Raw genomic sequence first — 26,035 nt, forward strand, 5'->3', positions numbered from 1 at the left:
CGCCGCCAGGCCGACGCCGCCCGGCGCGCCCAGGCCGACCAGCAGCGCGCCCAGCAGATGCAGGCCCAGCATCAAGCCGACCAGCAGCGCTTCCAACAGGCCCAGGCGCAACGGCAGGCCGAGCAGCAGCAGCGCGCCCAGCAAGCCCAGGCCCAGCGGCAGGCCGAACAGCAGCAACGCGCCCAGCAGGCCCAGGCTCAGGCTCAGGCCGAACAGGCCCGGCAGCAGGCCGAGGCCGCCAAGCGCGCCCAGGCCAAGGCCGCGCACGACCCGGCGCAGGATCGCAAGGACGCCAAGGACCAATCGTCGAAGAACTGAGACTGGACGGTTCCCGGCGGCCGCGGCGCCGTTATAACTCGCTCCTGGCCGCTCGCTGTCCGGCCGCGTCTTGGGCCGGCTGCGGCCGGCAGGAGCTTCGATGAACCTCGCCCGCTTTCCGCGCCGCCGCTACACGCCCGCGCCCACGCCGATCGAACGCCTCGAACGCCTGAGCCGCCATCTCGGCGGCCCGGACATCTACATCAAGCGGGACGACCAGACCGGCCTGACCGGCGGCGGCAACAAGACCCGCAAGCTGGAGTTCCTGGTCGCCGACGCCCTGGCCAAGGGCTGCGACACCCTGATCACCGTCGGCGCGGTGCAATCGAACCACTGCCGCCTGACCCTGGCCGCCGCCGTGCGCGAGGGGCTGAAGTGCCGGCTGGTCCTGGAACAGCGCGTGCCGGGCAGTTATCGGCGCGACGCCAGCGGCAACAACTTCCTGTTCGACCTGCTCGGCGTCGAGGCGGTGACGGTGGTCGAGGCGGGGACAGATCTCGACGCGGCCATGCGCGCGCTCGCCGCCGACCTGGAGCGCGAGGGTCGGCGCGGCTACGTCATCCCCGGCGGCGGCTCCAACCCCCTGGGCGCGCTCGGCTACGTCGCCTGCGCCGAGGAGCTGCTGGCCCAGACCTTCGACCTGGGGCTCGATCTCGACCACGTGGTCTGCGCCAGCGGCAGCGGCGGCACCCATGCGGGCCTGCTGGCCGGCCTCGTCGGCGCCAACGCCGGCCTGCCCTTGACCGGGATCAACGTCCGCCGCCCGCGCGCCGAGCAGGAAGCCAACATCCGCGCCCTGACCGAGAGCACCCTGGCCCTGCTCGGCGTCCGCGCGCCCCTGGCCGACGACGCCGTGATCGCCCTCGACGAGTGGGTGGGCCCCGGCTACTCGCTGCCCACCGACGAGATGGTCGAGGCCGTGCGCCTGCTGGCCCGGCTGGAGGGCGTGCTGCTCGACCCGGTCTATACCGGCAAGGCGTTCGCCGGCCTGATCGGCCTGATCCGGCGCGGCGCCTTCAAGGCCGGCGAGACGGTGCTGTTCGTGCACACCGGCGGCTCGCCCGCGCTCTACGCCTACCAGCCCGTGCTGCAGACGCCGTGAGCCGCGTCGTCGGCGTCATAGGCGGCATGGGCCCGGCGGCGACGCTGGACTTCTACGCCAAGCTGATCGCCGCCACCCCGGCGACGCGCGAGCAGGACCACCTGCGCGTGCTGATCGACAGCAACCCCGGCGTGCCCGACCGCAACCTGGCCCTGGCCGGCGGCGCGCCTTCGCCAGAAGCGGCGCCGGGGCCGGTGCTGGCCGACATGGCCCGGGGCCTGGAGCGCGCCGGCGCCGACCTGCTGGTGATGGCGTGCAACACCGCCCACGCCTTCGAGGCCGACATCCGCCGGGCGGTGGCCATCCCCTTCGTCAGCATCATCACCGAAACCGCCGACGCCGTGCGGCGCGAGCATCCGACAGCCCGGCGCGTCGGCCTGCTGGCGGCGGCGGGCTGCCTTGAGGCGGGACTGTACCAGCGGGCCCTGGCCGAGCGCGGCGCCGAGCCGGTGGTCGCCGAGGGGGCGCTGCGCGAGCGGTTCATGACCCTGCTCTACCGCGTCAAGCTCGGCGAGGTCGGCCAGGGCGCCCGCGACGAGATGCGCGCCATCGCGGAGGCCTTGATCGACCAGGGCGCCGAGGTGATGGTGGCCGCCTGCACCGAGGTTCCCCTGGTCATCGGCCAGGAAGACCTGCCCGTCCCGCTGATCGATTCGAGCGCCGTCCTCGCCCGGCGCGCGGTCGCCCTGGCCCTCGCCGCCGACTGACGGCGGGATCGGCCGCCCCCGCAAGGAGTCTCGCCCATGGCCGACGCCGCCCTTCATCGCCGTCGCTTCCTGCTCGCGGCGGCGGCCGTCGGCGCGGCGCCGGCCGTCGCCAGAGCCGCCGAGCCGGGCCTGCTGCTGCATGGCGGCCCGATCTACACCGGCCGCGACGACGCCCCGCGCGCCGAGGCGGTGCTGACGCGCGGCAAGCGCATCGTCTTCGTCGGCGCGCTGTCGGAGGCCCGGGCGCTGGCCGCCGGCGCCCGCGAGATCGACCTGAAGGGCGCGGCCGCCTATCCCGGCTTCGTCGACGCCCACGCCCACATGACCGAGATCGGGCTGCAGTCCTTCGTCCTCGACCTGACCGGGACGACCTCGGTCGCCGACCTGCAGGCGCGCCTGCGCGCCTACGCCCAGGCCAATCCGGGCCCAGGGTCGATCTTCGGGCGCGGCTGGATCGAGACCCACTGGCCCGACAAGCGCTTCCCCAATCGCGACGACCTCGACGCCGTCGTTCCCGACCGGCCGGTGCTGCTCGGCCGCTCGGACGGCCATGCCGGCGTGGCCAACAGCCAGGGCCTGGTCCTGGCGGGGATCGCGCCGGCGACGCCCGATCCGGACGGCGGGCAGATTCTGCGCGACGGCTCCGGCCGCCCCAATGGCATGCTGGTCGACCACGCCTGGGGCGAGGCCGAGCATCGGCTGCCCGACGCGCCGACGGCCGTCCGCCGCGAGGCGCTGCGGCGGGCCGACCGCCTCTACCTGTCGCGAGGCTGGACCGGCCTGCACCATATGAGCGTGTCGGCTGAAGACCTCGGCCTGCTGCGGGGCTTGGCCGGCGACCGGGGGATCGCGCTGCGCGTCGACAACTTCATGGCGCCGGAGGCCGCCGACGACGTGCTGGCCAGGGGGCCGTCCGCCGACCCCACCGGCCTCGTCCGGGTGCGGGGCGTCAAGATGTACATGGACGGCGCCCTGGGCTCGCGCGGCGCGGCGCTGCTGGCCCCCTACGCCGACTCGCCCGGCTCGACCGGCCTGCTGCTCTCCGATCCGGCGCGGATGGCCCCGATCCTCGACCGCGCCTGGAAAAGCGGCGCCCAGGTCGCCACCCACGCCATCGGCGACCGGGGCAATCGCCTGGTCCTCGACGGCTATCAGGCGGCGTTCGCCCGCGCCGGCGGCGAGGGCCGCCGCGCCCGCTGGCGGGTCGAGCACGCCCAGATCCTGGCGCCGGCCGACATCCCCCGTTTCGCCAGGCTGGGCGTCATCGCCTCGATGCAGCCCTCCCACGCCATCGGCGACCTCTATTTCGCCGGCCAGCGCCTGGGCCCGGACCGGCTCAAGGGGGCTTACGCCTGGAAGAGCCTGCTCGATTCGGGCGCGGTGGTGTGCGCCGGCAGCGACGCGCCGGTCGAGAAGGGCGATCCGCTGATCGAGTTCTACGCCGCGACCTGGCGTCACGCCCTCGACGGCTTCGCCGGCCCCGACTGGGGCCTGGGCCAGGCGGTCAGCCGCCAGCGGGCCCTGGCCATGCTGACCAGGGCGCCGGCCTATGCGGTCGGCCGCGAGCATGAGCTGGGCGTGCTGGAAGCGGGCAAGCTGGCCGACCTGACGGTGTTCTCGACCGACATCATGACCGCGCCGCCGGCCGACATCCTCAAGGCCAGGGCGGTGTTGACGGTGGTGGACGGGGCGGTCGCCTACGAGGCGTGAGGCCGTTGCGAGACCGATCCTCTTTTGATTGTGTTTTTCTATTTTAGATTGCATTATGACGGTGCGGAACGCGTCGCCGCTCGTCGCCCCAGCATAATCGACGATACGGCGCGTTCGACGGGCGGCTTGGCCGGTCGACCATAGGAAAAGCCCCGGGAAGATCCTTGCGATCCGTCCCGTCCAGGTTCGACGCCACTTGCGCCGCCCGGGCGCCGCGTCTGGCTCCCCCCGCCAGGCGCGGCGCCTTTCCCGCCGTTCGCACGCTTGCGCGGCGGTCCCGATTCTCCCACCTTGAGGATATGAGTGACCGCCCGACCGGCGCGGCCCCGTCGCGACTGACCGCGGTCCTGGGGCCGACCAACACCGGCAAGACGCATCTGGCCGTCGAGCGGATGCTGGGCCATGCGTCCGGCATGATCGGGCTGCCGCTGCGGCTGCTGGCCCGCGAGATCTACGACCGCATCGTCAAGCTGCGCGGCGCGCGCTCGGTGGCCTTGATCACTGGCGAGGAGAAGATCGTCCCGCCCCGGCCGGCCTATTTCGTCTGCACGGTCGAGGCCATGCCGCTGGGGCGCGAGGTCGATTTCCTGGCCGTCGACGAAATCCAGCTGTGCGGCGACCCCGAGCGCGGCCACGTCTTCACCCACCGCCTGCTGCACGCTCGCGGCAAGGCCGAGACCATGTTCCTGGGGGCCGGGACCATGGCCCCGCTGGTGCGCCGCCTGCTGCCCGAGGCCGAGATCGTCACCCGCGAACGCTTCTCGCGCCTGAGCTACGACGGACCCAAGAAGTTGACCCGCCTGCCGCGCCGCTCGGCCGTGGTCGCCTTCAGCGCCGACGCCGTCTACGCCATCGCCGAACTGATCCGCCGCCAGCGCGGCGGCGCGGCCGTGGTCATGGGCGGGCTGTCGCCGCGCACGCGCAACGCCCAGGTCGCGCTCTACCAGTCGGGCGAGGTCGACTTCCTGGTGGCCACCGACGCCATCGGCATGGGCCTGAACATGGATGTCGACCATGTCGCCTTCGCCGGGCTGCGCAAGTACGATGGCCGCCGCACCCGCTGGCTGCACGCCCCCGAGATCGGCCAGATCGCCGGCCGGGCCGGCCGCTATCGGCGCGACGGCACCTTCGGCGTCACCGGCGAGTGCCCCGAGATCGACCCCGACCTCGTCGAGGCCGTCGAGCACCACGCCTTCGAGCCCGTGCCGGCCGCCGAGTGGCGCAACGCCCGGCTCGACTTCGATTCCCTGCCCTTCCTGCTGCGCTCGCTGGCCGCGCCGCCGCCCTATGGCGGGTTGAACCTGGCCAAGGAGGCGGTGGACGAGATCACCCTTCGCCAGCTGGCCCGCGACGAGGACGTCGCCCGCCGCGCCCGCGACCGCGCCAACCTGATCCGCCTGTGGGACGTCTGTCAGACGCCGGATTTCCGCAAGGTGTCGCTGGAGGAGCACGTCCGGCTGGTCGGCGACCTGTTCGCCCACCTGACGGGCGCGCGGCGCCGCGTGCCGGACGACTGGATCGACGGCCAGTTCAAGGCGCTGGACCGGCTGGACGGCGACATCGACGCCCTGTCGGGCCGCTTGGCCAACGTTCGGACCCTGGCCTATGTCGCCAACCGTCCCGACTGGCTGCGCGACCCGCCCCACTGGCAGGAGGCGACGCGGGCCCTGGAGGACCGCCTGTCCGACACCCTGCACGAGCGCCTGATGCAACGGTTCATCGACCGCCGCACCAGCGCCCTGATGCGCGGCCTGCGGGTGCGCGAGGAACTCGACGCCGGGGTCGCGGCCGACGGCCAGGTGACGGTCGAGGGCCATGTGGTCGGCCGCCTGACCGGCGTGAACTTCGAGCCCGCCAAGGGCGCTTCGGTGCTGGAGGACAAGGCCCTGCGCGCGGCGGCCCAGACCGCCGTCGGCCCGGAGATCGCCAAGCGGCTGGGCCGCCTGGCCGCCGAACCCGACGCGGCCTTCGCCCTGACGCCGGACGGCATGGCGCTGTGGCGGGGCGACGCGGCCGGGGTGCTGGCGTCCGGCGAGCCGTTCAATCCGCGCGTGCGGCTGCTCGGCGAGCTGGGTCCGCCGCCGGCGCGCGAGCGGGCCGCCAAGCGTCTGGAGGCGTTCGTGGCGGCCGAGGCCGCCCGCCGCCTGGCGCCGCTGCGCAAGCTGGAGCGGGCCGCCGCCGAGGGCAAGGTGCGCGGGCTGGCGCGCGGGATCGCCTGGCGGCTGTTCGAGGCCGGCGGCGTCATCGACCGGCGCGCGGTCGAGGCCGAGGTGCGCGCCCTCAGCCAGGCCGAGCGCCGCGTGCTCAAGAGCCTGGGCGTGCGCTTCGGGGCCTTCAGCCTGTTCCAGCCGCGCCTGCTGACCGCCGAGGCCCTGGCCTTCGCCGCCCCGTTCGCCGGCCTGGCCGCGCCGGGATGGTCGCCGCCGTCCGACCGCCTCGTCGCCCTGCCCGACCCCGCCCCGACCGATCGCGCCCTGGCGTGGCGAGGCCTGAGGGCCGTCGGCCGGCTGGCCGCCCCGGTCGAGACCCTGGAGCGGCTGGACGTCCTGCTGCGGGCCGCGCCCCGGCAAGGCGGCGGCGCCCTGCTCGGCGAACAGGCCGCCGTCGAGCTGGGCTGGAGCCCGGAGCAACTGGCCCAGGTGCTGCGCGCGCTCGGCTTCGCCCCGGCGGTCCGCGCCCGTCCCGGCGAGCCGACGGCGTGGCGGCGGCGCCAACCCGCGGCCGCGCCGGAGACCACGGCGGCGGCGGCCTCGCCCTTCGCCGCCCTCGCAGCCCTGAAGCCGCAGCCCGCCGAGCCCCGCGCCCGCCGGCCACGGCGACGCCGGCGCGCCGGAGGCGGCGCGTGAGCGGCGAGGACGCCTGCCGCGTCGACGTCTGGCTATGGCGCGCCCGTTTCTTCAAGACGCGGTCGCTGGCGGCGCGGATGGTCGAGGAGGGCCGCGTGCGCCTGAGCCGGGCCGGCCAGGAGACGCGGCTGGACAAGCCCAGCCGCACGGTGCGTCCCGGCGACGGCCTGGTGTTCGCCGTCGACGGCCGCCTCACCGCCGTGCGCGTCGAGGGCCTGGGCGAGCGGCGCGGCCCGGCGGCGGAAGCCCAGGCGCTCTATTCGCCGCTCGACGCCGGACCGGTCGGTTGAGCTGAGCGAGCGGAGGCGATCCCGCCGTCCGCATGCAGATTTCCTGCGGCCGGCCGCGCACAACGTGCATTGACAACGGCGGCCGCGGACTCAAAAAGTCGCCCGCCCGCGCCCCAAGCGCAGGCTGATACGGACGCCGCGAGTTCTGATGACCTATATCGTCACCGACCCCTGCATCAAATGTAAGTACATGGACTGCGTCGAAGTCTGTCCGGTGGACTGCTTCTACGAAGGCGAGAACTTCCTGGCGATCAATCCCGACGAGTGCATCGACTGCGGCGTGTGCGAGCCGGAATGCCCGGTCGACGCCATCAAGCCGGACACCGAGGACGATCCCGACGGCAAGTGGCTGCGGGTCAATTCCGAATACTCGCGCGTCTGGCCGAACATCACCGTCAAGGGCGAACCGCCGGCCGACCGCGACGATTGGGAGCGCGTCGCCGACAAGTTCGAGAAGCATTTCAGCGAAAAGCCGGGCAAGGGCTCTTGACCCGGCGCGTCCGTCCCCCCGGCGGCGGCGGGCGCAACCCTTTCATCTGACTCATTTTTGTGATACCGTCACAGACGACGTGGCGATAGCGCCTGCGCGCCCGCCCAACGTCGTGTCGAAAACAGCCGTCCCTAACCGGCGCGCGCCTGATCGAAGGCGAAGGGTGTCTTAGAGAACATTTCCCAATTCGATTTCGCCGCCCCGCCTTCGCGGGAGTGAGGACATTTTTGTCTCAGGCCGAGTCGAAAGCGTGCAGCGTGATGGTGCGGCGTACCGCTTCCCGGCCGGAAGCGGAAGACTGAAAAGAGGACTATCGATGAGCAAGACCGGTCACGAGTTTTCCGTCGGGGATCACGTCGTTTACCCTGCCCACGGCGTAGGCAACGTGGTGGGGATCGAGACCCAGGAAGTGGCCGGCATCACGCTCGAAGTCTATGTCATCACCTTCGACCACGAGAAAATGACCCTGCGGGTCCCGACCAAGAAGGCCAAGACCGCGGGCCTGCGCCCGCTGGCGGCCAACGACGTCGTCACCCAGGCCCTGACCACCCTGAAGGGCCGCGCCCGGGTGAAGCGCACCATGTGGTCGCGCCGCGCCCAGGAATACGAAGCCAAGATCAATTCGGGCGACCTGATCTCGATCGCCGAGGTGGTCCGCGACCTGCACCGCGCCGACAACCAGCCGGAGCAGTCCTATTCCGAGCGCCAGCTCTATGAATCGGCCCTGGACCGCATGGCCCGCGAAGTCGCCGCCATCGAGCGCATCGACCGCGACGCCGCCATCGGCATCCTGACCAAGTCGCTGCAGAAGGCCGCCTGACGGCGGACCAACGCTCCGACGACGAGTTCGAAGACGCCTCCCGCCTCGCGGGAGGCGTTTTTCGTTGGAGCCGCGCCCCTATCCGCCCGGCGCCGCCGGGCCGGCTCCCCGCACGATGGTCAAGGAATAGGCCGGAAGGTCGAGCGCCGCGCCGCCCTTGAGGGTTCGATGCTCCGGCGGCAGCGAACGCGCCGGCCGGCTCTGTGGACCGGCGTCCTTCCAGGCGTACTGCGCGCCCGAATACTGGAACACCTCCAGCGGCCCGGTCAGCCCGCCGAGCGGGCCGGCCGCGCCCTTGAAGTCGATGCGGACCGGATGGGCGCGGTCCTTGTCGCGGTTGACGATCATCAGCGCCCAGCGCCCGTCCGGCCGATGCGCGGCGTAGGCCGTGACCAGGACCTGCCCCTTGGCGTCGCGCAGGTTCGAGGCGGCGGGATACAGGGCGTGCACGCCGTCGCCGGGCTGGGCCCATTCGCCGGTCATCATCCGCGCGCCGTAATAGGCCGGCATCTTCCACTTGGCCTGGCCGTTCTCGTCGGCCTGCCACAGCATCATGTTGCCATAGCCGGCGCAGGGCTGGTGCTGGTTGATCGGCACGTTCGGCGTGTAGCCGAACAGGTAGGTCGCGTCCCCGCCGAGCGTCATGAACTGGCCGACGATGTCGGCGTTGAGCAGGGCGCTGGGCAGCTCGGACATCGCCCGCCCGGAATAGGCCGAGAAGCCGTACTCGGCGATGATCCAGGGGATGTCGCGCGGCACGCCGTCGTCGTCCAGGCGCTTGAACAGGTCGGCCATCAGCGTGGTCTGGCGGATCAGCTTCTGGTCGATGCGCCCGCAGATGTCGTCGAACGGATAGTGCTCGAACGAGAAGAAGTTGAAGTCGCCCAGCCGCCCGCGATCCTTGAGGAACCTGACGAAGCGCCGGGTCCACGAGCGGTCGTCCTCGCGCTCCATCCACACGTCGGCGAAGCCGCTCTGGAAGCTGGGCCCGCCCAGCTTGATCGCCGGGTCGACGGCGTGGACGGCGTCGGCCACCTGCAGGTAGATCTCGGCGTAGTCCTCGGGCGAGCCGTACTGGCCGTCGGGCTCCTCGCCGATCTCGACCTGTTCGACCTTGTAGCCGCGCCGCTTGAGGAAGCGGATCTCGGCGGCGGCGTTCTCGGGCGTGTCGTAGAAGGCCGGAACCGGCGTCAGCATCGGCAGGCCGCTGGTCAGGCCGCCCCGGAAGATGCGGTCGAGGCCGGCCTGTTCGAGGTCGAGGTCCTTGTCGACCGCCCGGTGCCAGGGATCGGTCGAGGAGACGTGCATGACGCTCTGCGTCTCTTTCGACTTGCCGTGGCGGACGACGTCGCGCAGCCGCCCGGCCGGGTCGAGGGTCCCGAACGCCACCTCGCGCACGGCGTAGCCCAGGCCGTCGCGGACGTCGGTCGAGCCGGCCGGCGCCGTGCCCGAAGCCTTGCGCAGCATCAGGCGCAGGAAGCGGGTCTTCACCGGCTGGGGCGAAAGCTTCAGCGTGACGTCGCCGCCGGTCGCGCCCCGCACCGCGCCGGCGGGGAAGGTCGCCCAGCGGCCGGCCGGGTCGTAGTCGTCGCTCCCCACCCAGTACTGCACGTCGTAATCGACGGCGTAGGGATCGGCCCACTGGATGCGGGCGGCGTCGACCGGCTTCTCGCCGCCCAGGTCGACGATGGCCCATTGCGGCCGGGCCGGCGCATGGGTGTAGCGGCTGTCGAGATAGGGATTAGTCTTCCAGAACGTCTCGGGATCGCCGTCGTCGAGGCGCGAATAGCCGAGGTTGTTGGCCTGGTCGATGGTGTTGCCGCGGCGGGGCAGGTTGTAGCCGTGCGAGATCAGCACCGGCTTGGCCGGATCGTCGCTGGAGGTCCAGTAGCCCTGGGCGCGGGCCGGGTCGCTCCAGGTCCCCTCCTCGTTCCAGTGCCAGGCCTCGTTGCCCAGTTCGGTGCGCAGCCGGTAGGTCAGCTTGCGCAGGCCGCCCTCGCGCATGGCCGCGATGTTGTGCGGGGTCAGCACCAGATCGACGTCGTCGCGCCCCATGCCGTCGACGCCGCCGCCGAAGGCTTCGTCCGGCCGGAAGGTGTTGGCCGGCTTGCCGGCGGACAGGTCGACGACGATGCGCCCTGGGGCGGCGGGCTTGCCGGCGGGCGCGGCGGCGGCGGGCGAAAGCGCGGCGGCCAGACACAGGACGGAACAGGCGAAACGGAAGGCGGTCATGTTCAGGGCTTTAGCGGGCCGCGCGGCCGCAGCCTATCCGCGGAACGTGAAATCGCTCAGGATTCGCGCAGCAGCTCCACCGCCTCGGGGTGGTCTAGGCGCATGACCTCGCCCGAGACCACGCCGCGCGCCCGCACCAGCCGCCCGGCCAGGGCCTCCGGCGCCTTGCCCGCATGCCGGAAGTCGCCCAGGGCGCGGGCCGGCGCCTCGACGGCGAAGCCGCGCCCGTCGGCGGAGAAGTCCAGATAGATACGGCCATAGGCCGACCCGCCCCGCCGCACGCGCCCTTCGACGATGCGGAAGCCGCTGGTGGCCGGGCCGACCTCCTCGGGCAGCAGCACCGCCCCCGCCCGGGCCCACAGGCCGCGGCGGGCGGCGCGGGCCCGGGCCTCGGCCGCCAGCATGGCCGTGGCCAGGGCGCGGTTGTCGGCGTGGGTGCGCACCAGCACCAGCCCCTGCTCGAGCAGGGCCTGCTGCACCCACACCCGGCCCTCGCGCACCCGCAGCTGGGCGACGGCGCGGCCGTAGCCGTCGCGGTTGGCGCCGCCATAGAGCAGATCGATCTCGCGACCCGAGGTCAGCCGGTCGAGGGCCGCGCGCGCCGCCGCCTCCCAGGCGCCGTCCCATCCCGGAGGATCGACGCCGGCCAGCCGCACCACCAGGCCGGAAGCCAGCACCACCACGCCGCCCGAACGCGCCTCGACCACCCGGCCGCGCTCGCCGGCGGCGAGCTGGTCGAGGGCCGGCTCGCGGCCGCAGGCGGCCAGCGCCGCCGTCAGCACGAGGCCGGCGGCGGCCCGCCCCAGGGCCCTGCGGTCCGGCCGGCTCAGGCGCGGCCCTCGCCGAGGACTTCGCCCGCCGACGGCCCGCGCGCCAACTCGCCGCGCAGGCGGTCCATGTCCAGTTGCCCCTCCCAGCGCGCCACCGCCAAGGTGGCGACGCCGTTGCCGACCACGTTGGTCAGGGCCCTGCACTCGCTCATGAAGCGGTCGACCCCGACCAGCAGCGCCAGGGACTGGATCGGGATGTCGGGCGCCACCGTCAGGGTCGCGGCCAGGGTGATGAACCCCGCCCCGGTGACGCCGCTGGCCCCCTTGGAGGTCAGCATGGCCACCACCAGGATGGTCGCCTCCTGCTGCCAGGTCAGGTGCACGCCGGTGGCCTGGGCCAGGAACAGGGTGGCCAGCGTCATGTAGATGTTGGTGCCGTCGAGGTTGAAGCTGTAGCCGGTGGGGATCACCAGCCCGACCACCGACTTCGGCGCGCCCAGCCGCTCCAGCTTCTCCATCATCTGCGGCAGCACCGCCTCGGACGAGCTGGCCCCCAGCACGATCAGCAGCTCCTCGCGCACATAGGCGAGGTAGCGGAAGATCGAGAAGCCGACGACGCGGGCGATGACGCCGAGCACCACCACCACGAACAGGATCGCCGTCAGGTAGAAGGTGGCGATCAGCGCGCCGAGCTGGACCAGCGAGCCGACGCCGTACTTGCCGATGGTGAAGGCCATCGCCCCGAAGGCCCCCACCGGCGCGGCGCGCACGACGATGTGGATGATCGAGAAGAACACCCGCACGGTCTTGTCCAGGGCGGCGGCGACCGCGTGGCCGAACTCGCCCAGGCGGGCGCAGGCGAAGCCGGTGAGGATGGCCAGCAGCAGCACCTGCAGCAGGTTGCCCTCGACGAAGGCGCTGACGAAGGTCTCGGGGATGATCCCCAGCAGGTGGTCGACCACGGAATCGGCATGGGCCTTGGCGGCGTAGCCGGCGGCGATCTTGGGGTCGAGCTGGGTCGGGTCGATGTTGAAGCCCCGTCCCGGCTGCACCACCTCGGCGACGACCAGGCCGATCAGCAGGGCCAGGGTCGAGACCGCCTCGAAATAGATCAGCGTCTTGGCGCCCAGCCGCCCGAAGGTCTTCAGATCGCTCATATGAGCGACGCCGGCGGCGATGGTGCAGAAGATCACCGGCGCGATCAGCATCTTGATCAGGCGGATGAAGCCGTCGCCCAGCGGCTTCATCGCCACCCCGGCCTGCGGCCACAGCGCGCCCAGGACCACGCCGACCAGGATGGCCAGCAGCACCTGCACATAGAGGATCTTCAGAAACCGCACCGCATGCTCCCCGCCCAAGACCGGCGGAGGCTAGCCTCCTTCGCCTCGCGGGGAAATCGCCGCCGCGCCGATGAGGCGGTTGGTCACGGCCGACGGCCGGGAACGACCTTGCCCCGCGGCGGCGGCTTGGGCGGCGGGGCCGCACGGGCGCGGGCCGCCGCCGGGGCGCGCCAACCCTGGCGCAGATCGCCCCGCAGGGCCTCCATCGGGTCGCGCGCCGCCTCGTCGCGCAAGGACCAGGCCACCATGCCGGCGCCGCGCGGCTCGATGGCCAGCAGGCGTTCGCGCCGGCGCAGCACCACCCGGCCAAGGGCGACCACCCCGGCCCGGGACATGGCCTCGCGGATCACCGCATAGGCCTCGACGGCCGTCCTGCCGTCGGGGGCCAGATAGCCGGGCTCGCTCCAGCGGAGCCGGTCGACGGCGTCCTCCTCGACGAAACGGTCGATCTCGATGGTCCGCCCGCTCTCCAGGGCCCGCCTGCCGATCTCGCCCGGGGCAGCGACGAGATAGCGGCCATTCTCGAACCCGAGGCCCTCGACAAGGTCGGCGAGGCCCGCTTCCGGATCGGCGGCCGCCGCGTGGACGAGGCCGCCGGCGGTCTGGAACGGCCGGTTGAAACCCGTCCCGCCGATCTGGTCGGCGGCGGCGTAGAGCACGACAGGACAACTCAACAGCGACAGTTTCAAATGCCCCTGCCAGGTCGGGCGCGGCGCCATGTTCGGCCTCTCGGATGGGGGAACGGCGCTCCTACAACGCGCCGCGCGGCCGGGCGTTCATTTCTCCGTTCCGTTGGAACTCCGAGCGTCGCCGACGACTTATCCGCACACGCCCCCGATTCGTCCGCGCGAAGGCCGATCATGAAGATCGCCCAGGTTCCCCCGCTCTACGAGGCGGTCCCCCCAAGGCTCTATGGCGGCACCGAGCGGGTGGTCGCCCATCTCTGCGACGCCCTGGTCGACCTGGGGCACGAAGTCAGCCTGTTCTCCAGCGCCGACGCCGCCACGCGGGCGCGCCTGGTCCCGGTGCGCGACCAGGCCATCCGGCTCGATCCGGCCCCGTTCAAGTCGGACCTCGCCGCCCACATGGCCATGCTGGCCGAGGTGCGCCGGCGCGCCGGCGAGTTCGACGTCATCCACTTCCACACCGACATGGTCCATTTCCCGTTCTTCGAGGACATGGCCGGCCGCACCCTCACCACCCTGCACGGGCGGCTGGACCTGAAGGACCTGCCCGAGGTCTATCGCCGCTGGCGCGGCTTTCCGCTGGTCTCGATCTCGGACGCCCAGCGCGGCCCGCTGTCGTTCGCCCGCTGGGCCGGCACGGTGCATCACGGCTTTCCCGCCGACCTCTATCGGTTCAGCCCGCAGCATCGGGGCTACCTGGCCTTCCTCGGCCGCATCTCGCCGGAGAAGGGCCCTGACCGCGCCATCGCCATCGCCCGCCGCCTCGGCCTGCCGCTGCGGATCGCCGCCAAGGTCGACCAGGCCGACGTCGGCTACTTCAAGGAGGTGGTCGAACCGCTGCTCGCCCATCCCCTCGTCGAGTTCGTCGGCGAGATCGGCGACGCCGAGAAGTCCGATTTCCTGGGCGGGGCGGCGGCCCTGCTGTTCCCCATCGACTGGCCCGAGCCGTTCGGGCTGGTGATGATCGAGGCCATGGCCTGCGGCGCGCCGGTGATCGCCTTCGATCGCGGCTCGACCCGCGAGATCGTCGAGCACGGCGCCACCGGCTTCATCGTCCGCGACGAGGACGAGGCGGTCGAGGCCGGCCGCCGCATTTCCGACCTCAGCCGGCGCGATGTTCGTCGACGCTTCGAACTGCGCTTTTCGGCCACGGCGATGGCGCGGCGCTATCTTGACCTGTACGCCGGCCTGCAGGACCGCCCGCCGGCGGGCCTCACCGCCGCGTCGGCCTGAGCGCGCGTCGCCTCCCCGGGGGCGTCGCGCCAGAACGAGGACGCGCGCATGGACGATCTGGCCCCGTCGCCGCAAGCCGAGGCCGAGACCGGCGAAACCGCCGAGCCGCGGGTTCCGCACCGCCTGTTCGCCCTCAAGGACGCCGACACCTTCCTGGTGGCCGACGCCTATGGCGACGTACTGGGCGCGGCCGACGGGCTGTTCCGCGACGACACCCGGGTGCTGTCGCGGTTTCGGCTGCTGGTCGGCGGGGCGTCGCCTTCGCTGCTCAGTTCGGCCGTCTCGCAGGACAACGTCTACTTCACCTCGAACACCACCAACCGCCCCCTGCCGTTCACCGGCGGCCGGGCGACCCCGCACGGCGTCATCCACCTGGAGCGCAAGCGCTTCCTGTGGGACGGCCGCCTCTACGAGCGGATCTGCTGCACCAACTACGGCCGCGACGAGGTGATGGCCCCGGTCTCGATCGAGTACGGCGCCGACTTCCGCGACATGTTCGAGGTGCGCGGCCAGCACCGCCCGAAGCGGGGGCGCGTCTTTCCGCCCGAGATCGACGGGCGGCGGACGGTGTTCCGCTACGAGGGGCTGGACGGGGTCGTCCGCGCCAGCGTCATCGCCTTCTCCGATCCGCCGGGCCGGATGAGCGGCGCGCGCGCCGACTTCCTGTTCCATCTGCCGCCCGAGCAGACCGTCGAGTTCTATGTCGAGGTCGGAGAGCGCGAGGACGAGACGCCGACCCGCGCGCGCTTCCGCGCCGCCGCCGCCCGCTCGCGGCTGGTCATGCGTCGCAAGATCCGCCAGGGCGCGCGCCTGAAGAGCTCGGGCCGGCTGTTCAACGAATGGATGGACCGTTCGCGCTCGGATCTCGCTCTGCTGACCACCAACCTGGCGACCGGCCCCTATCCCTACGCCGGCATCCCGTGGTTCTCGACCACCTTCGGCCGCGACGCCGTCATCACCGCCTGGCAGGCGCTGTGGCTGGAGCCGGCCCTGGCCAGGGGCGTGCTGGCCTTCCTGGCCGACAACCAGGCGACGGAGGTTTCGGCCTTTCGCGATTCCGCCCCCGGCAAGATCCTGCACGAGGCCCGCAGGGGCGAGATGACCACCCTCGGCGAGCTGCCCTTCGGCCGCTACTACGGCGGCGTCGACACCACGCCGCTGTTCGTGGCCCTGGCCGGCGCCTACGCCGAGCGGACCGGCGACATGGCCTTCATCGACCGGCTGTGGCCGGCCCTGGAGGCGGCGGCCGGGTGGATGGACGCCTTCGGCGATTCCAACGGCGACGGCCTGATCGACTACGCCCGCGGCGCCGACACCGGCCTGTCCAACCAGGGCTGGAAGGACAGCGAGGATTCGGTGTTCCACAAGGACGGCCGTTTTCCCGAGGGGCCGATCGCCCTGGTCGAGGTGCAGGGCTACGCCTTCGCCGCCTATCGCGCCCTGGCCGGGCTGGCCGGCCGGCGCGGCGGGCAGGCGGCCGCCGAGCGCTGGCTGCGCCGCGCCGAGCAGGTGCGCGAGGCGGTCGAGCGGCGCTTCTGGATGGAGGAAGACGGCTTCTACGGCATCGCGATCGACGGACGCGGGCGGCTGTGCCGGGTGCGCGCCTCCAATCCCGGACACCTGCTGTTCGCCGGCCTGCCGTCGGCCGAGCGGGCGCGGGCGGTCGGCCGAGCCCTGCTGTCCACCGGCTTCAGCTCGGGCTGGGGCATGCGCACCCTGGCCGTGGGCGAGGCGCGCTTCAACCCGATGTCGTACCACAACGGCTCGGTCTGGCCGCACGACACCGCCATCTGCGCCGCGGGCATGGCCCGCTACGGCGAGCGGGACGGCGTGGTGCGCATGCTGTCGGCGCTGTTCGAGACGGCGGTGCATTTCGAGATGCGCCTGCCCGAGCTGTTCTGCGGCTTTCCCCGTCAGCCGGGCGAGCCGCCAGTGGCCTATCCGGTGGCCTGCATCCCGCAGGCCTGGGCGGCGGGGGCGGTGTTCATGGTGCTGCAGGCCTGCCTGGGCGTCACCATCGACGCCTGGCGGCGCGAGGTGCGCGTCGACCATCCCCGCCTGCCCATCGGCGTCGACCACCTGGCGATCGAGGGGCTGACGGTGGCGGGCGCCCGCGTCGATCTGGTGTTCGAACACGTCGGCGATCAGGTCATCGTCATGCCCGGCCGCGCCTCCGATCCCGACATCGCCATCGTCACCCGTCGCTGAACCCGGCCGCCGCTTGACGCTCAAGGGCGAAAGGCGGGAGATGCCGGCACGACCCCCGCTGGAGCGCCCATGGACCTCGACGCCTTCGTCACCGGCCTGCCCAAGGCCGAACTGCACCTGCACATCGAGGGCAGCCTGGAGCCCGAGCTGATGTTCGCCCTGGCGCGGCGCAACAAGGTCGCCCTGCCCTACGCCTCGGTCGAAGACATCCGGGCCGCCTACCGCTTCTCGAACCTGCAGGACTTCCTCGACATCTACTACGCCGGCGCCGGCGTGCTGCGGACCGAGGAGGACTTCCATGATCTGGGAGCGGCCTATTTCCGCCGGCTGGCCGCCGACGGCGGGCGGCACGCCGAGATCTTCTTCGACCCGCAGACCCACGCCGACCGGGGCGTGCCGTTCCCGACGGTCGCCGACGGGCTGCTGGCGGCCATGGCGGCGGCCGAGCGCGAGCTGGGCGTCACCTCGCGGCTGATCCTGTGCTTCCTGCGCCACCTGTCCGAAGACGAGGCCTTCAGGACCCTGGCCGAGGCCGAGCCCTACCTCGACCGCATCGCCGGGGTCGGGCTGGATTCCTCGGAGGTCGGCCATCCGCCGGGCAAGTTCGCCCGGGTGTTCCAGGCCGCCGGCGAGCGCGGGCTGAAACGCGTCGCCCACGCCGGCGAGGAAGGCCCGCCCGCCTATGTCTGGGAGGCGTTGGACGGCCTTCGCGTCGACCGCATCGACCACGGCAACCGGGCCCTGGAGGACGAGGCGCTGGTGGCGCGGCTGGTCCGCGACCAGATCACCCTGACGGTGTGCCCGCTGTCGAACCTGAAGCTGTGCGTGGTCGAGGACATGGCCGCCCATCCGATGCGGCGGATGCTCGACCTCGGCCTGCGCGCCACGGTCAATTCCGACGACCCGGCCTATTTCGGCGGCTACGTGAAGGACAACTACCTGGCCGTCGCCTCGGCCCTGGAGCTCACCGCCGACGATCTGGTCACGCTGGCCCGCAACAGCTTCAAGGGCTCGTTCCTGCCGCCGGCCGAGATCGACCGCCGCCTGGCCGAGATCGACCGCTACGTCGCCGGAGCCGTGGTGACGCTCTAAAGCCCCGCGCCGGGCTAGGCCGCCGCCTCGACCTTGGCCTGGCGCAGCGCCAGGGCCTGGCCGATGGCGGCCAGCAGGGCGTCGGGCCGCACCGGCTTGGACAGGTGCAGGTCGGCGCCGGCCTCCAGGCTGGCCTTGACGTGCTCGTCCAGGGCGTTGGCGGTCAGCATGATCACCGGCACCGGCGGCGCGCCCTCGACGCATTCGCGGATGCGCAGCTTGATGGTGGCGGTCAGCCCGTCCATCTCGGGCATCTGCATGTCCATCAGCACCACGTCGAACGGCTGGTCGGCGAGAGCGTCCAGGGCCTGGGCGCCGTTGTCGACCACCGTCAGGTCGAGCCCGGCCGCCTCCAGGATCAGGCGCACGACCTTCTGGTTGGTGGGATGGTCCTCGGCCAGCAGCACGCGCACGCCCTCGGCGGGCGGCTCGGCCGGCGGCGCCTCGGGCGCGGCCTTGGCGACGACGCCGCCGACCCGCTCCAGCGGCAGGCGCAGGGTGAAGGTCGACCCCTTGCGCGGCTCAGACTCCACCGCGATCGTTCCGCCCATCAGCTCGGTCAGCGACCGGCAGATGGCCAGGCCCAGGCCGGTGCCGCCGAACCGGCGGGTGATCGAGGCGTCGGCCTGCTCGAACCGTTCGAACAGCCGCACGCCCGCCGCGTCGTCGAAGCCGATGCCAGTGTCGCGCACGGTGAAGCAAAGGCCCTCGGGCGTGGCGGCTATGGTCATGTCGACCTCGCCGGCCTCGGTGAACTTGACCGCGTTGGACAGCAGGTTCGAGAGGATCTGGGTGATCCGCACCGGATCGCCGCGATAGACGCCGAACGCCGAGACGTCGACCGACCAGCGCAAGGTCAGGCCCTTGGCCTCGGCGGCGGCGCGATGCAGGGCGGCGATGCGCGCCGACAGGGCCTGGGGCTGGAACTCGCTGATCTCCAGGCCCATGCGCCCGGCCTCGATCTTGGAGAAGTCGAGGATGTCGGTCAGCACCTGCTCCAGCAGCCGGCCGGACGAGACGATCAGTTCGGCCAGCTCGCGGGTGCGCTTGGTCTTCTGCTCGCGCGCCAGGGTCTCGGACACGGCGACGACGCCATTCAGCGGCGTGCGCAGCTCGTGGCTCATATTGGCCAGGAACCGCGACTTCTCGTGGTTGGCCGCCTCGAGCTGGGCGGTGCGTTCGCGCACGCGCTGCTCCAGGCTGGCCAGGACCTCGTCGGCGCGCTCGCGCTCGGTGCGCAGCGCCCGCGCCAGGGCGCCGACCTCGTCGGCGCGGGCCTCCAGGTCCTCGACGCCGCGCCCGCCGATCCGCGCCGCCTCGGTGGAGGCGGCCAGCCGGCTGAGCGGCCTGATGATGGTTCCGCGGGCCACCGCCACGATCAGGGCCGACTGGGCGAGGGCGGCCAGCAGGCCGATCATCAGGATCCACGCCGCCGAGCGCAGGGCCGAGACCATGATGGCCGACTTGGGCGAGGCGATCAGGAAATACCAGTCCGGACCGGTCAGGAAGCCGTAGGCGACGATCTGCTTGCCGTCGGGGCTGACGACCACCCCATGGTGCTTGCCGTCGGCGCGAATGGTCTCGATCAGCGACTTCAGCCGCAGACTGCGCTCGTAGGCGGCGACGGTCCCGGGCGAGGCGACGCCGGGCCGGGCGAAACCGGGATAGGCGATCAGGTCGCCATGGTTGCTGACGATCAGGTTCGAGGTCCCCGGCGTCGCGTCGCCGACAGCGCGCATGAAGTAGCCGGTCAGCTGGATCGAAGAGCCGAAGCCGCCGACCAGGGCCCCGTCGATGTCGACGGGGGTGACGCAGGCGGTGGCCAGCCGCTCGCCGGTCTTGTCCTGGACCAGGCGCTGCAGCGAGGTGCAGCGGGTGGTGCGGGCGGGATTGGCGCGCGGGTTGAGGATATGGACCATCTCCTCCTGGCCGATGTCGAGGTCTGCCGGCGCGTCGTGCCGGTAGAACATCAGCCGGTCCGGCCGGTCGGGGCCGAACATCACCAGGCGGGTGTGAGGCGTGTAGAAATAGAAGTTGTCGTACTGCGGCCGGAAACCCTCGCCGAAGTGCGAGACCACCTGATAGGCGGCGACCAGCGCCCGCCGCTCCAGCGGCGGCACGCGGCGGCCGTCCGAGATGAAGCCCCCGATCCCGTAGACATAGTCGCCGGCCGCGTCCCGCCCGCCGTCGAAGGACTGCGGCCGCGTGCGACGGGTGCCGTCCTTCTGCAGCGGGAAATACAGATCGAACAGCCGGTCGGCCTCGGGCTGGGACATCGCCCTGACGCGGACCTTCAGCGCCTCGGACGCGGCCTGATGCAGGCCGGTCAGGTCGGAGAACCGACGGTCCTCCTTGTTGCTGCGCTCGGCCACGTAGTCGGACAGATAGCCGACCTGACGGCGTTCCAGCTCGCGCTGGAACGTCAGGAAGGCGGCGACCGACGCCAGGACGCTCACCGCCACGGTCATGACGCCGACGCTGAGCAGGAACCGACGGGCGAGTGAGTTCATGGTTCGTGGCAAGACGAAAATTCGCTGTCTCTCTGGCTAACGCGGCCACCCTTTAGTTTTGGTGTAGACCCTAGCCCATGCGGCGCGCGGTCACGGGCCGTCGGCGGGGGCGGGGCCGAGCCGCCGCCAGTTGCCGCCACGCCCCATCACCCGGTAAGAGGAAGCCAGCCTGGGCGTCGTCTGCGGCGCCCGCCAGAACATCCGCGCGCCGGTCGGGGCCGGGCGCGCTTCGGAGCGCTCCATGATCAAACGCCTGCTCGCCGCCGCCGCGCCCGCCGCGCTGGCCCTCGCCGTCATCGCCCCGGCCGCGCACGCCGCCGACGGCGCCGCCCAGGGCCGGGGTTTCACCGCCCGGGACATGGTCAATCTCGACCGCGTCAGCGACCCGCGCGTCTCGCCCGACGGCCGCTACGTCCTCTACGACCTGCGCACCACCGACTACGCCGCCAACAAGGCCGCCCACGCCATCTGGCTCGTCGACCTCGCCGCCAAGGGCGCCCAGCCCCGACGCCTGGCGGCCTCGGACGGCGGCGCGTCCAGCGCCCGCTGGTCGGCGGACGGCAAGGCGATCTACTTCGTCTCGTCGCGCGGCGGATCGGACCAAGTGTGGAAGACCGACCTCGCCGGCGCCAAGGCCGAGCAGGCGACCAAGCTGCCGGCCGACGTCGGCGCCTTCAAGCTGTCGCCGGACGGCAAGTCCCTGGTGGTGGCCATGGCCGTCCATCCGGATACGGAAAGCGCCGCCGCCCCGGCCAAGGCCGCCGACCAGGCCAAGGCCACGGGCGTCCTCTACGACAAGCTGTTCGTGCGCCACTGGGACGCCTGGGCCGACGGAACCCGCAACCACCTGTTCTCGCTCGCCCTCGACGGCCAGGGCCTGGCCCTGGGCAAGGCCACGCCGCTGATGGCCGGCTTCGACGGCGACGCCCCGTCCAAGCCCTATGGCGACGACGCCGAGTTCGGCTTCTCCAACGACGGCAAGGCGGTGTGGTTCGCCGCCCGCCTGGCCGGCCGCACCGAGCCGTGGAGCACCAATTTCGACATCTATGGCGCGCCGGTCGACGGCTCCAAGGCGCCGCGCAACCTGACCGCCAAGAACCCGGCCTGGGACACCGGCCTGGTCATGTCGCCGGACGGCAAGACCGTGGCCTACCGCGCCATGAAGCGCCCCGGCTTCGAGGCCGACCGCTTCCACATCATCCTGCGCGACGAAGCCACCGACGCCGAACGCGAGCTGGCCGCGGGCTGGGACCGCTCGGCCGACGACCTGAAATGGTCGCCGGACGGCAAGTCGCTCTATGTCGTCGCCGGCGACGTCGGCCAGACCCGGCTGTTCTCGATCGACGTCAAGAGCGGCAAGGTCACGCCGTTGACCGGCGAGGGCCACGTCTCGGCCTTCGACGTCTCGCCCAAGGGCCTGGTCTACGTCTCCGACAATCTGACCGCCCCGGCGCAGCTGTTCACCCTGCCGCTGGCCGGCGGCAAGCCGGTCCAGGTCACCAACGTCAACGCCGACAAGCTGGCCGGCGTGGCCATGGGCGCGCCCGAGCAGTTCAGCTTCCCCGGCTGGAACGGCGAGACCGTGCACGGCTACGTGGTCAAGCCGGCCGACTATGTCGCCGGCAAGAAGTACCCGGTCGCCTTCCTGATCCACGGCGGCCCGCAGGGCAGCTTCGGCAACCTCTTCCACTATCGCTGGAACGCCCAGACCTACGCCGGCGCCGGCTACGCCGTGGTGATGATCGATTTCCACGGCTCGACCGGCTACGGCCAGGCCTTCACCGACGCCATCAGCACCCATTGGGGCGACCGGCCGCTGGAGGACCTGCAGAAGGGCTGGGCCTTCGCCCTGTCCAAGTACGACTTCCTGGACGGCGACCGGGCCTGCGCCCTGGGCGGCTCCTACGGCGGCTTCATGGTCAACTGGATCGCCGGAAACTGGAACGGCCCGTGGAAGTGCCTGGTCAATCACGACGGCGTCTTCGACAACCGCATGATGGGCTATTCCACCGAGGAGCTGTGGTTCTCGGAATGGGAGAACGGCGGCGCGGCCTTCGCCAACCCGCAGGGCTACGAGCGGTTCAACCCGGTCAACCACGTCGCCGACTGGACCAAGCCGATGCTGGTCATCCACGGCCAGAAGGACTTCCGCATCCCGGTCGAGCAGGGCCTGGGCGCCTTCACCGCCCTGCAGCGCAAGGGCGTGCCCAGCGAGCTGCTGTATTTCGCCGACGAGAACCACTGGGTGCTCAAGCCGCAGAACTCGGTGCAGTGGCACGACTCGGTGCTGGGCTGGCTGAACAAGTGGACGGCCAAGCCGGGGGCCTGACCCTGATCCTCCCCTCCCCCGTTTCGCCTCGCCGTGCGGGGGAGGACGCCAGGTCGGAGACCGCTTAGTTCATGGACTGGACCGTCACGCTGATCGCCGCCGCCGCCGCGGCCGGCTTCTGCGCCCTCTGCGGATGGCGCGGCGCCCGGCCGCCCGACGTCCACCGGGGCCCGCGCATGGTGCCCTGGCGCCTGCTGATGGTCAGCTCGGCGGTGGTGGTGCTGGTCATGCTGGTGCACCTGGCCAACCTGGCCGGCGTCAACACCGGGCGCTGAGGCCGCCGTCCGGGCCTCAGGCCGGCTGCGGAGCGGCCTGCGGCGCGGCGGCCTCGCCGTTCTTCTTGGGCCGCTTGGTCAGGCCCGACACGCCGCCCGAGGACAGCAGGCCGACGTCGGCCAGCAGGATCGGGATCGCCCATTTGTGCGGAGCGGCGATGTAGCGCGGCTGCCAGACCGGGTCGTACTTGTCCTTGTAGCGGCGCACGCCCTGGAAATTGTAGATGTCCTCGCCGCGCTCGAACAACAGCCGGCCGACCCGGGACATGATCGGCGCCAGCGGCCGGTCTTCCAGCCCCGCCAGCGGGGCCATGCCGAACTCGAACGCCACATAGCCCTGCTCACGCCCCCAGGCGATCAGCTCGACGAACAGGAAGTCCATGATGTTCTTCGGCGCCTCGTCCGAATAGCGCATCAGGTCCATCGAGAAGGCGGTGCGGTCCGCCGTCGGCCACAGGGTGGCGAAGGCGACGACGGCGCCGTCCACCCGCACCAGGGCGCAGGGGAACTCGCCGACATAGCGGCGCTCGAAGCCGCCCATCGAGAACTTCTTGTCGCCGCCGGAATGGTGCGAGAGCCAGGTGTCGGAGATGCGCTCCAGCTCGTCCATCAAGGCGGCGACCTCGCCGGCCGGCAACACCTCGAAGGAGGCGCCGCTCTCGCCGGCCTTGCGCCAGTTGCGGCGCAGCACCTCGCGCTTGCGGCCTTGCAGCGAGAACGCCTCCAGCGGCACGGCGGCCGACTCGCCGGTCTTCTGGATCGAAAAGCCCAGCTCGACCACGTCGGGCAGCAGCTCCGGCCCGATGGCGTAGACGGCCGGGCGCGCGGCGTGGGCGTCGGCCAGCTCGCGGAAGCGCCAGAGCAGCTCCATGCGCTCGTCGCGCTTGCCGACCGGCGGCCCCAGCGCGATCCACGAGCGGCCGCGCACGCCGAACATCAGAAAGCTGTCCCCCGACTGCGAGAACAGGAACCGCTTGTCGCCGAGCAGGGCCAGGTTGGCGCCCGGCTCGGCCCCCTGGGCGGCCGCCAGGATGGCGCGCACCCGCGCGAAGTCGAAGTCCTGGTCGCCGACCACCGGCGGCGTCGCCGCCGTGGCGAACAGCCGCCAGATGCCGAACACCAGCAACAGGATCGCCGCCCCGGCCGAGGAGCGTATCGCCCGCTCGGCGTCGGCGTCCGACAGGGTGCGCCAGAAGGCCTGGTCGGCGTAGTCGGAATGCTGGAACGACCAAAGACCGAGCAGGCCCGCGCCGACGACGGCGGCCAGGGCCGACAGCATCCAGCCGGGGGTGATCTCCATCCGCGTCAGCCGCGCGCTGCGCGTGAACGCTTCGTGCAACGGGAACAGCAGCGCCAGCAGCAGCGACAGGATCACCGTCTCTTCCCAGTTGAACCCCTTGAACAGGGCCAGGACGGCGGCGAGGGCCAGCACCACCTGGGTCGCCACCCAGGCCGCGTCGAGCCGGGCCCGCAAGCCGAAGGCCAGCAGCAGCAGCACCAGGCCGAGGATGCTCGACACGAAGTGGCTGACCTCGATGATGATGGCCGGCGCGACGCGCATCAGCATGGCGAACCGCACCGGCACCGACGGCGTCGCCCCGGAGGCCAGCAGCATCATGCCGGCGGCCAGGACCAGTATGGCCGACGCGGTCGGCGCGACCGCGAGGATCGCCGGCTTCAGTTCTCGATAGAGACGCATTCGAATCCTGTAGGCGTCCAACCCGGACGCAATCATAGCGCGACTGGCGCGGCCTTTTCATGGCCCCGGACGAGCGCCCCCGCCCCGGCGCCGAACATTCGTTTGAATCGCCTTGCCCTGCCGGACGGCGACGCTAAGGTGACCATAACAATCCAAAACGATTTTTGGGAGCGCCCGATGGCCGATCTGGAAGCCTTCCGCAACGAGGCGCGCTCGTGGCTGGAAGCCAACTACCCGCCCTCGCTCAAGACGCCGATGACCGAGGACGAGGCGCCGTGGGGCGGCCGCAAGGCCGTCTACAAGAACCCCGACATCAAGCTGTGGATGGACCGCATGGCCTCGCGCGGGTGGACCGCCCCGACCTGGCCCAAGGAATACGGCGGCGGCGGCCTGACCGGCGAGGAGGCCAAGGTGCTGGAGCAGGAGCTGCGCCGCATCAAGGCCCGCCCGGCCCTGATGTCGTTCGGCGTCTGGATGCTGGGCCCGGTGCTGCTCGAATACGCCAACGAGGCGCAGAAGAAGGAATACCTGCCCAAGATCGTCCGCGGCGAGATCCGCTGGTGCCAGGGCTATTCCGAACCGGGCGCGGGCTCGGACCTCGCCGGCCTGCAGACCAAGTGCGAGGACAAGGGCGACCACTACCTGATCAACGGCCAGAAGATCTGGACCTCCTACGCCGATCAGGCCGACTGGATCTTCTGCCTGGTGCGCACCGACACCAGCAAGAAGCACGAGGGCATCAGCTTCGTGCTGTTCGACATGACCACCCCCGGCGTCGAAGCGCGGCCGATCAAGCTGATCTCGGGCTCCTCGCCGTTCTGCGAGACCTTCTTCACCGACGTGAAGGTGCCGAAGGCTCAGCTGGTGGGCGCGCTGAACAAGGGCTGGGACATCGCCAAGCGGCTGTTGCAGTACGAGCGCCAGAACATCTCGGCCGGCGGCTTCGGCGGAACCGGCGGCGGCCTGGAGATCGAGGACATCGCCAAGAAGTACGTCGGGACCGACGCGGACGGCCGCCTGGCCGACCACGACCTGCGCGCGCGCCTCGCGGCCCACAGGATGGAGGCCAAGGCCTTCGCCCTGACCGTCCGCCGCGTCGAGCAGGAGCTGCGCGCCGGCAAGGGCCTGTCGCCGGCCACCTCGATCATCAAGTACGCCGCCGCCAAGCTGAACCAGGACCGTTCGGAACTGGTGGTCGAGGCCATAGGCTTGCAGGGACTGGGCTGGTCGGGCGAAGGCTTCAGCCCGCGCGAAATCGGCGAGACCCGCGCCTGGCTGCGCTCGAAGGGCAACTCGATCGAGGGCGGCACCAGCGAGGTCAACCTCAACGTCGTCGCCAAGCGCGTGCTCGGCCTCCTGGACCATCAGTAGACCCGGC

21 protein-coding genes are annotated in these 26,035 nt (G+C 71.7%); 13 read left to right on the top strand and 8 right to left on the bottom strand.

Annotated elements, in window-relative coordinates; translation table 11 throughout:
* Nucleotides 1–267, bottom strand: a 267-nt coding sequence (locus tag C5708_RS10190; RefSeq protein WP_242920628.1) for a hypothetical protein, incomplete at its 3' end; no start/stop codon positions are given.
* A 151-nt stretch (nt 268–418) separates the two neighbouring features.
* Here C5708_RS10190 and C5708_RS10195 point away from each other — a divergent pair.
* The 7 genes from C5708_RS10195 (at nt 419) to C5708_RS10225 (ending at nt 8,283) form a co-directional block, all read left to right on the top strand.
* Nucleotides 419–1,420, top strand: coding sequence for a D-cysteine desulfhydrase (locus C5708_RS10195; protein ID WP_242920630.1), 1,002 nt, complete (start codon nt 419–421; stop codon nt 1,418–1,420).
* The gene (locus C5708_RS10200) at nt 1,417–2,127 is read left to right on the top strand and encodes an amino acid racemase (protein ID WP_242920632.1); all 711 of its coding nucleotides are present in this window, start codon (nt 1,417–1,419) and stop codon (nt 2,125–2,127) included. Before C5708_RS10195 ends, C5708_RS10200 begins: the two co-directional genes overlap by 4 nt.
* A 36-nt stretch (nt 2,128–2,163) precedes the next feature.
* A complete protein-coding gene (locus C5708_RS10205; protein WP_242920634.1) occupies nt 2,164–3,837 on the top strand; it encodes an amidohydrolase in 1,674 nt (557 codons plus the stop codon).
* Between the two features lie 299 nt (nt 3,838–4,136).
* Nucleotides 4,137–6,683, top strand: a complete 2,547-nt coding sequence (locus C5708_RS10210; protein WP_242920636.1) for a helicase-related protein — start codon at nt 4,137–4,139, stop codon at nt 6,681–6,683.
* On the top strand, nt 6,680–6,973 hold the full coding sequence (locus C5708_RS10215; protein ID WP_242920638.1) for an RNA-binding S4 domain-containing protein: 294 nt from the start codon (nt 6,680–6,682) through the stop codon (nt 6,971–6,973). The genes C5708_RS10210 and C5708_RS10215 overlap by 4 nt, the downstream gene beginning before the upstream one ends.
* A gap of 148 nt (nt 6,974–7,121) precedes the next feature.
* Nucleotides 7,122–7,463, top strand: a complete 342-nt coding sequence (fdxA, locus tag C5708_RS10220) for a ferredoxin FdxA (RefSeq protein ID WP_242920640.1) — start codon at nt 7,122–7,124, stop codon at nt 7,461–7,463.
* A 316-nt stretch (nt 7,464–7,779) separates the two neighbouring features.
* Entirely contained in the window at nt 7,780–8,283 is a 504-nt protein-coding gene (locus C5708_RS10225) for a CarD family transcriptional regulator (protein WP_242920642.1), read from the top strand.
* Between the two features lie 78 nt (nt 8,284–8,361).
* Here C5708_RS10225 and C5708_RS10230 read toward each other — a convergent pair whose 3' ends face one another.
* The 4 genes from C5708_RS10230 to C5708_RS10245 all read right to left on the bottom strand — a co-directional run bounded on the left by C5708_RS10230 (nt 8,362) and on the right by C5708_RS10245 (nt 13,344).
* Nucleotides 8,362–10,515 (bottom strand): discoidin domain-containing protein, encoded by a 2,154-nt coding sequence (locus tag C5708_RS10230; RefSeq protein ID WP_242920644.1) that lies wholly within the window; start codon nt 10,513–10,515, stop codon nt 8,362–8,364.
* A gap of 56 nt (nt 10,516–10,571) precedes the next feature.
* Nucleotides 10,572–11,297 (bottom strand): thermonuclease family protein, encoded by a 726-nt coding sequence (locus C5708_RS10235; RefSeq protein WP_242920646.1) that lies wholly within the window; start codon nt 11,295–11,297, stop codon nt 10,572–10,574.
* A gap of 44 nt (nt 11,298–11,341) precedes the next feature.
* Nucleotides 11,342–12,625: a C4-dicarboxylate transporter DctA gene (dctA, locus tag C5708_RS10240; protein WP_242920654.1), complete on the bottom strand. Its 1,284-nt coding sequence runs from the start codon at nt 12,623–12,625 to the stop codon at nt 11,342–11,344.
* 83 nt (nt 12,626–12,708) lie between these two features.
* Entirely contained in the window at nt 12,709–13,344 is a 636-nt protein-coding gene (locus tag C5708_RS10245) for a Ku protein (RefSeq protein WP_242920656.1), read from the bottom strand.
* Nucleotides 13,345–13,485: 141 nt separating this feature from the next.
* Between C5708_RS10245 and C5708_RS10250 the strand changes: the two genes are divergently transcribed.
* The 3 genes from C5708_RS10250 to C5708_RS10260 all read left to right on the top strand — a co-directional run bounded on the left by C5708_RS10250 (nt 13,486) and on the right by C5708_RS10260 (nt 17,844).
* Complete coding sequence (locus C5708_RS10250; RefSeq protein ID WP_242920658.1) at nt 13,486–14,544, top strand: glycosyltransferase family 4 protein; 1,059 nt, start codon at nt 13,486–13,488, stop codon at nt 14,542–14,544.
* Between the two features lie 48 nt (nt 14,545–14,592).
* Nucleotides 14,593–16,752: an amylo-alpha-1,6-glucosidase gene (locus C5708_RS10255; protein WP_242920660.1), complete on the top strand. Its 2,160-nt coding sequence runs from the start codon at nt 14,593–14,595 to the stop codon at nt 16,750–16,752.
* Between the two features lie 69 nt (nt 16,753–16,821).
* Entirely contained in the window at nt 16,822–17,844 is a 1,023-nt protein-coding gene (locus C5708_RS10260) for an adenosine deaminase (protein ID WP_242920662.1), read from the top strand.
* 14 nt (nt 17,845–17,858) lie between these two features.
* On the opposite strand, the gene C5708_RS10265 is transcribed toward C5708_RS10260, so the two are convergent.
* Both C5708_RS10265 and C5708_RS10270 read right to left on the bottom strand, forming a co-directional pair.
* On the bottom strand, nt 17,859–20,354 hold the full coding sequence (locus C5708_RS10265) for an ATP-binding protein (protein ID WP_242920664.1): 2,496 nt from the start codon (nt 20,352–20,354) through the stop codon (nt 17,859–17,861).
* Nucleotides 20,355–20,444: 90 nt separating this feature from the next.
* The gene (locus tag C5708_RS10270; RefSeq protein WP_242920665.1) at nt 20,445–20,597 is read right to left on the bottom strand and encodes a hypothetical protein; all 153 of its coding nucleotides are present in this window, start codon (nt 20,595–20,597) and stop codon (nt 20,445–20,447) included.
* Between C5708_RS10270 and C5708_RS10275 the strand changes: the two genes are divergently transcribed.
* Nucleotides 20,596–22,683 (top strand): S9 family peptidase, encoded by a 2,088-nt coding sequence (locus C5708_RS10275; RefSeq protein ID WP_242920667.1) that lies wholly within the window; start codon nt 20,596–20,598, stop codon nt 22,681–22,683. The genes C5708_RS10270 and C5708_RS10275 overlap by 2 nt on opposite strands.
* Nucleotides 22,684–22,754: 71 nt before the next feature.
* A complete protein-coding gene (locus C5708_RS10280) occupies nt 22,755–22,958 on the top strand; it encodes a hypothetical protein (RefSeq protein WP_242920669.1) in 204 nt (67 codons plus the stop codon).
* Nucleotides 22,959–22,974: 16 nt separating this feature from the next.
* On the opposite strand, the gene C5708_RS10285 is transcribed toward C5708_RS10280, so the two are convergent.
* Complete coding sequence (locus tag C5708_RS10285; protein WP_242920671.1) at nt 22,975–24,657, bottom strand: bifunctional lysylphosphatidylglycerol flippase/synthetase MprF; 1,683 nt, start codon at nt 24,655–24,657, stop codon at nt 22,975–22,977.
* A gap of 177 nt (nt 24,658–24,834) precedes the next feature.
* Here C5708_RS10285 and C5708_RS10290 point away from each other — a divergent pair, with 177 nt between their 5' ends.
* A complete protein-coding gene (locus C5708_RS10290) occupies nt 24,835–26,028 on the top strand; it encodes an acyl-CoA dehydrogenase family protein (RefSeq protein WP_242920673.1) in 1,194 nt (397 codons plus the stop codon).
* Nucleotides 26,029–26,035 lie beyond the last annotated feature (7 nt).

The sequence above is a fragment of the Caulobacter sp. CCUG 60055 genome (genome assembly GCF_022750545.1).
In the GTDB taxonomy this organism is placed as follows: domain Bacteria; phylum Pseudomonadota; class Alphaproteobacteria; order Caulobacterales; family Caulobacteraceae; genus PUIC01.

Excerpts from the sequence above, each read along its gene's own strand:
- C5708_RS10205 (WP_242920634.1), top strand. The coding sequence starts at position 2,164 with ATGGCCGACGCCGCCCTTCATCGCCGTCGCTTCCTGCTCGCGGCGGCG.
- C5708_RS10275 (WP_242920667.1), top strand. The coding sequence starts at position 20,596 with ATGATCAAACGCCTGCTCGCCGCCGCCGCGCCCGCCGCGCTGGCCCTC.
- C5708_RS10265 (WP_242920664.1), bottom strand. The coding sequence starts at position 20,354 with ATGAACTCACTCGCCCGTCGGTTCCTGCTCAGCGTCGGCGTCATGACC.
- C5708_RS10210 (WP_242920636.1), top strand. The coding sequence starts at position 4,137 with ATGAGTGACCGCCCGACCGGCGCGGCCCCGTCGCGACTGACCGCGGTC.
- C5708_RS10245 (WP_242920656.1), bottom strand. The coding sequence starts at position 13,344 with ATGGCGCCGCGCCCGACCTGGCAGGGGCATTTGAAACTGTCGCTGTTG.
- C5708_RS10250 (WP_242920658.1), top strand. The coding sequence starts at position 13,486 with ATGAAGATCGCCCAGGTTCCCCCGCTCTACGAGGCGGTCCCCCCAAGG.
- C5708_RS10255 (WP_242920660.1), top strand. The coding sequence starts at position 14,593 with ATGGACGATCTGGCCCCGTCGCCGCAAGCCGAGGCCGAGACCGGCGAA.
- fdxA (WP_242920640.1), top strand. The coding sequence starts at position 7,122 with ATGACCTATATCGTCACCGACCCCTGCATCAAATGTAAGTACATGGAC.
- C5708_RS10285 (WP_242920671.1), bottom strand. The coding sequence starts at position 24,657 with ATGCGTCTCTATCGAGAACTGAAGCCGGCGATCCTCGCGGTCGCGCCG.
- C5708_RS10195 (WP_242920630.1), top strand. The coding sequence starts at position 419 with ATGAACCTCGCCCGCTTTCCGCGCCGCCGCTACACGCCCGCGCCCACG.
- C5708_RS10270 (WP_242920665.1), bottom strand. The coding sequence starts at position 20,597 with ATGGAGCGCTCCGAAGCGCGCCCGGCCCCGACCGGCGCGCGGATGTTC.
- C5708_RS10225 (WP_242920642.1), top strand. The coding sequence starts at position 7,780 with ATGAGCAAGACCGGTCACGAGTTTTCCGTCGGGGATCACGTCGTTTAC.
- C5708_RS10260 (WP_242920662.1), top strand. The coding sequence starts at position 16,822 with ATGGACCTCGACGCCTTCGTCACCGGCCTGCCCAAGGCCGAACTGCAC.
- C5708_RS10280 (WP_242920669.1), top strand. The coding sequence starts at position 22,755 with ATGGACTGGACCGTCACGCTGATCGCCGCCGCCGCCGCGGCCGGCTTC.
- C5708_RS10230 (WP_242920644.1), bottom strand. The coding sequence starts at position 10,515 with ATGACCGCCTTCCGTTTCGCCTGTTCCGTCCTGTGTCTGGCCGCCGCG.
- C5708_RS10290 (WP_242920673.1), top strand. The coding sequence starts at position 24,835 with ATGGCCGATCTGGAAGCCTTCCGCAACGAGGCGCGCTCGTGGCTGGAA.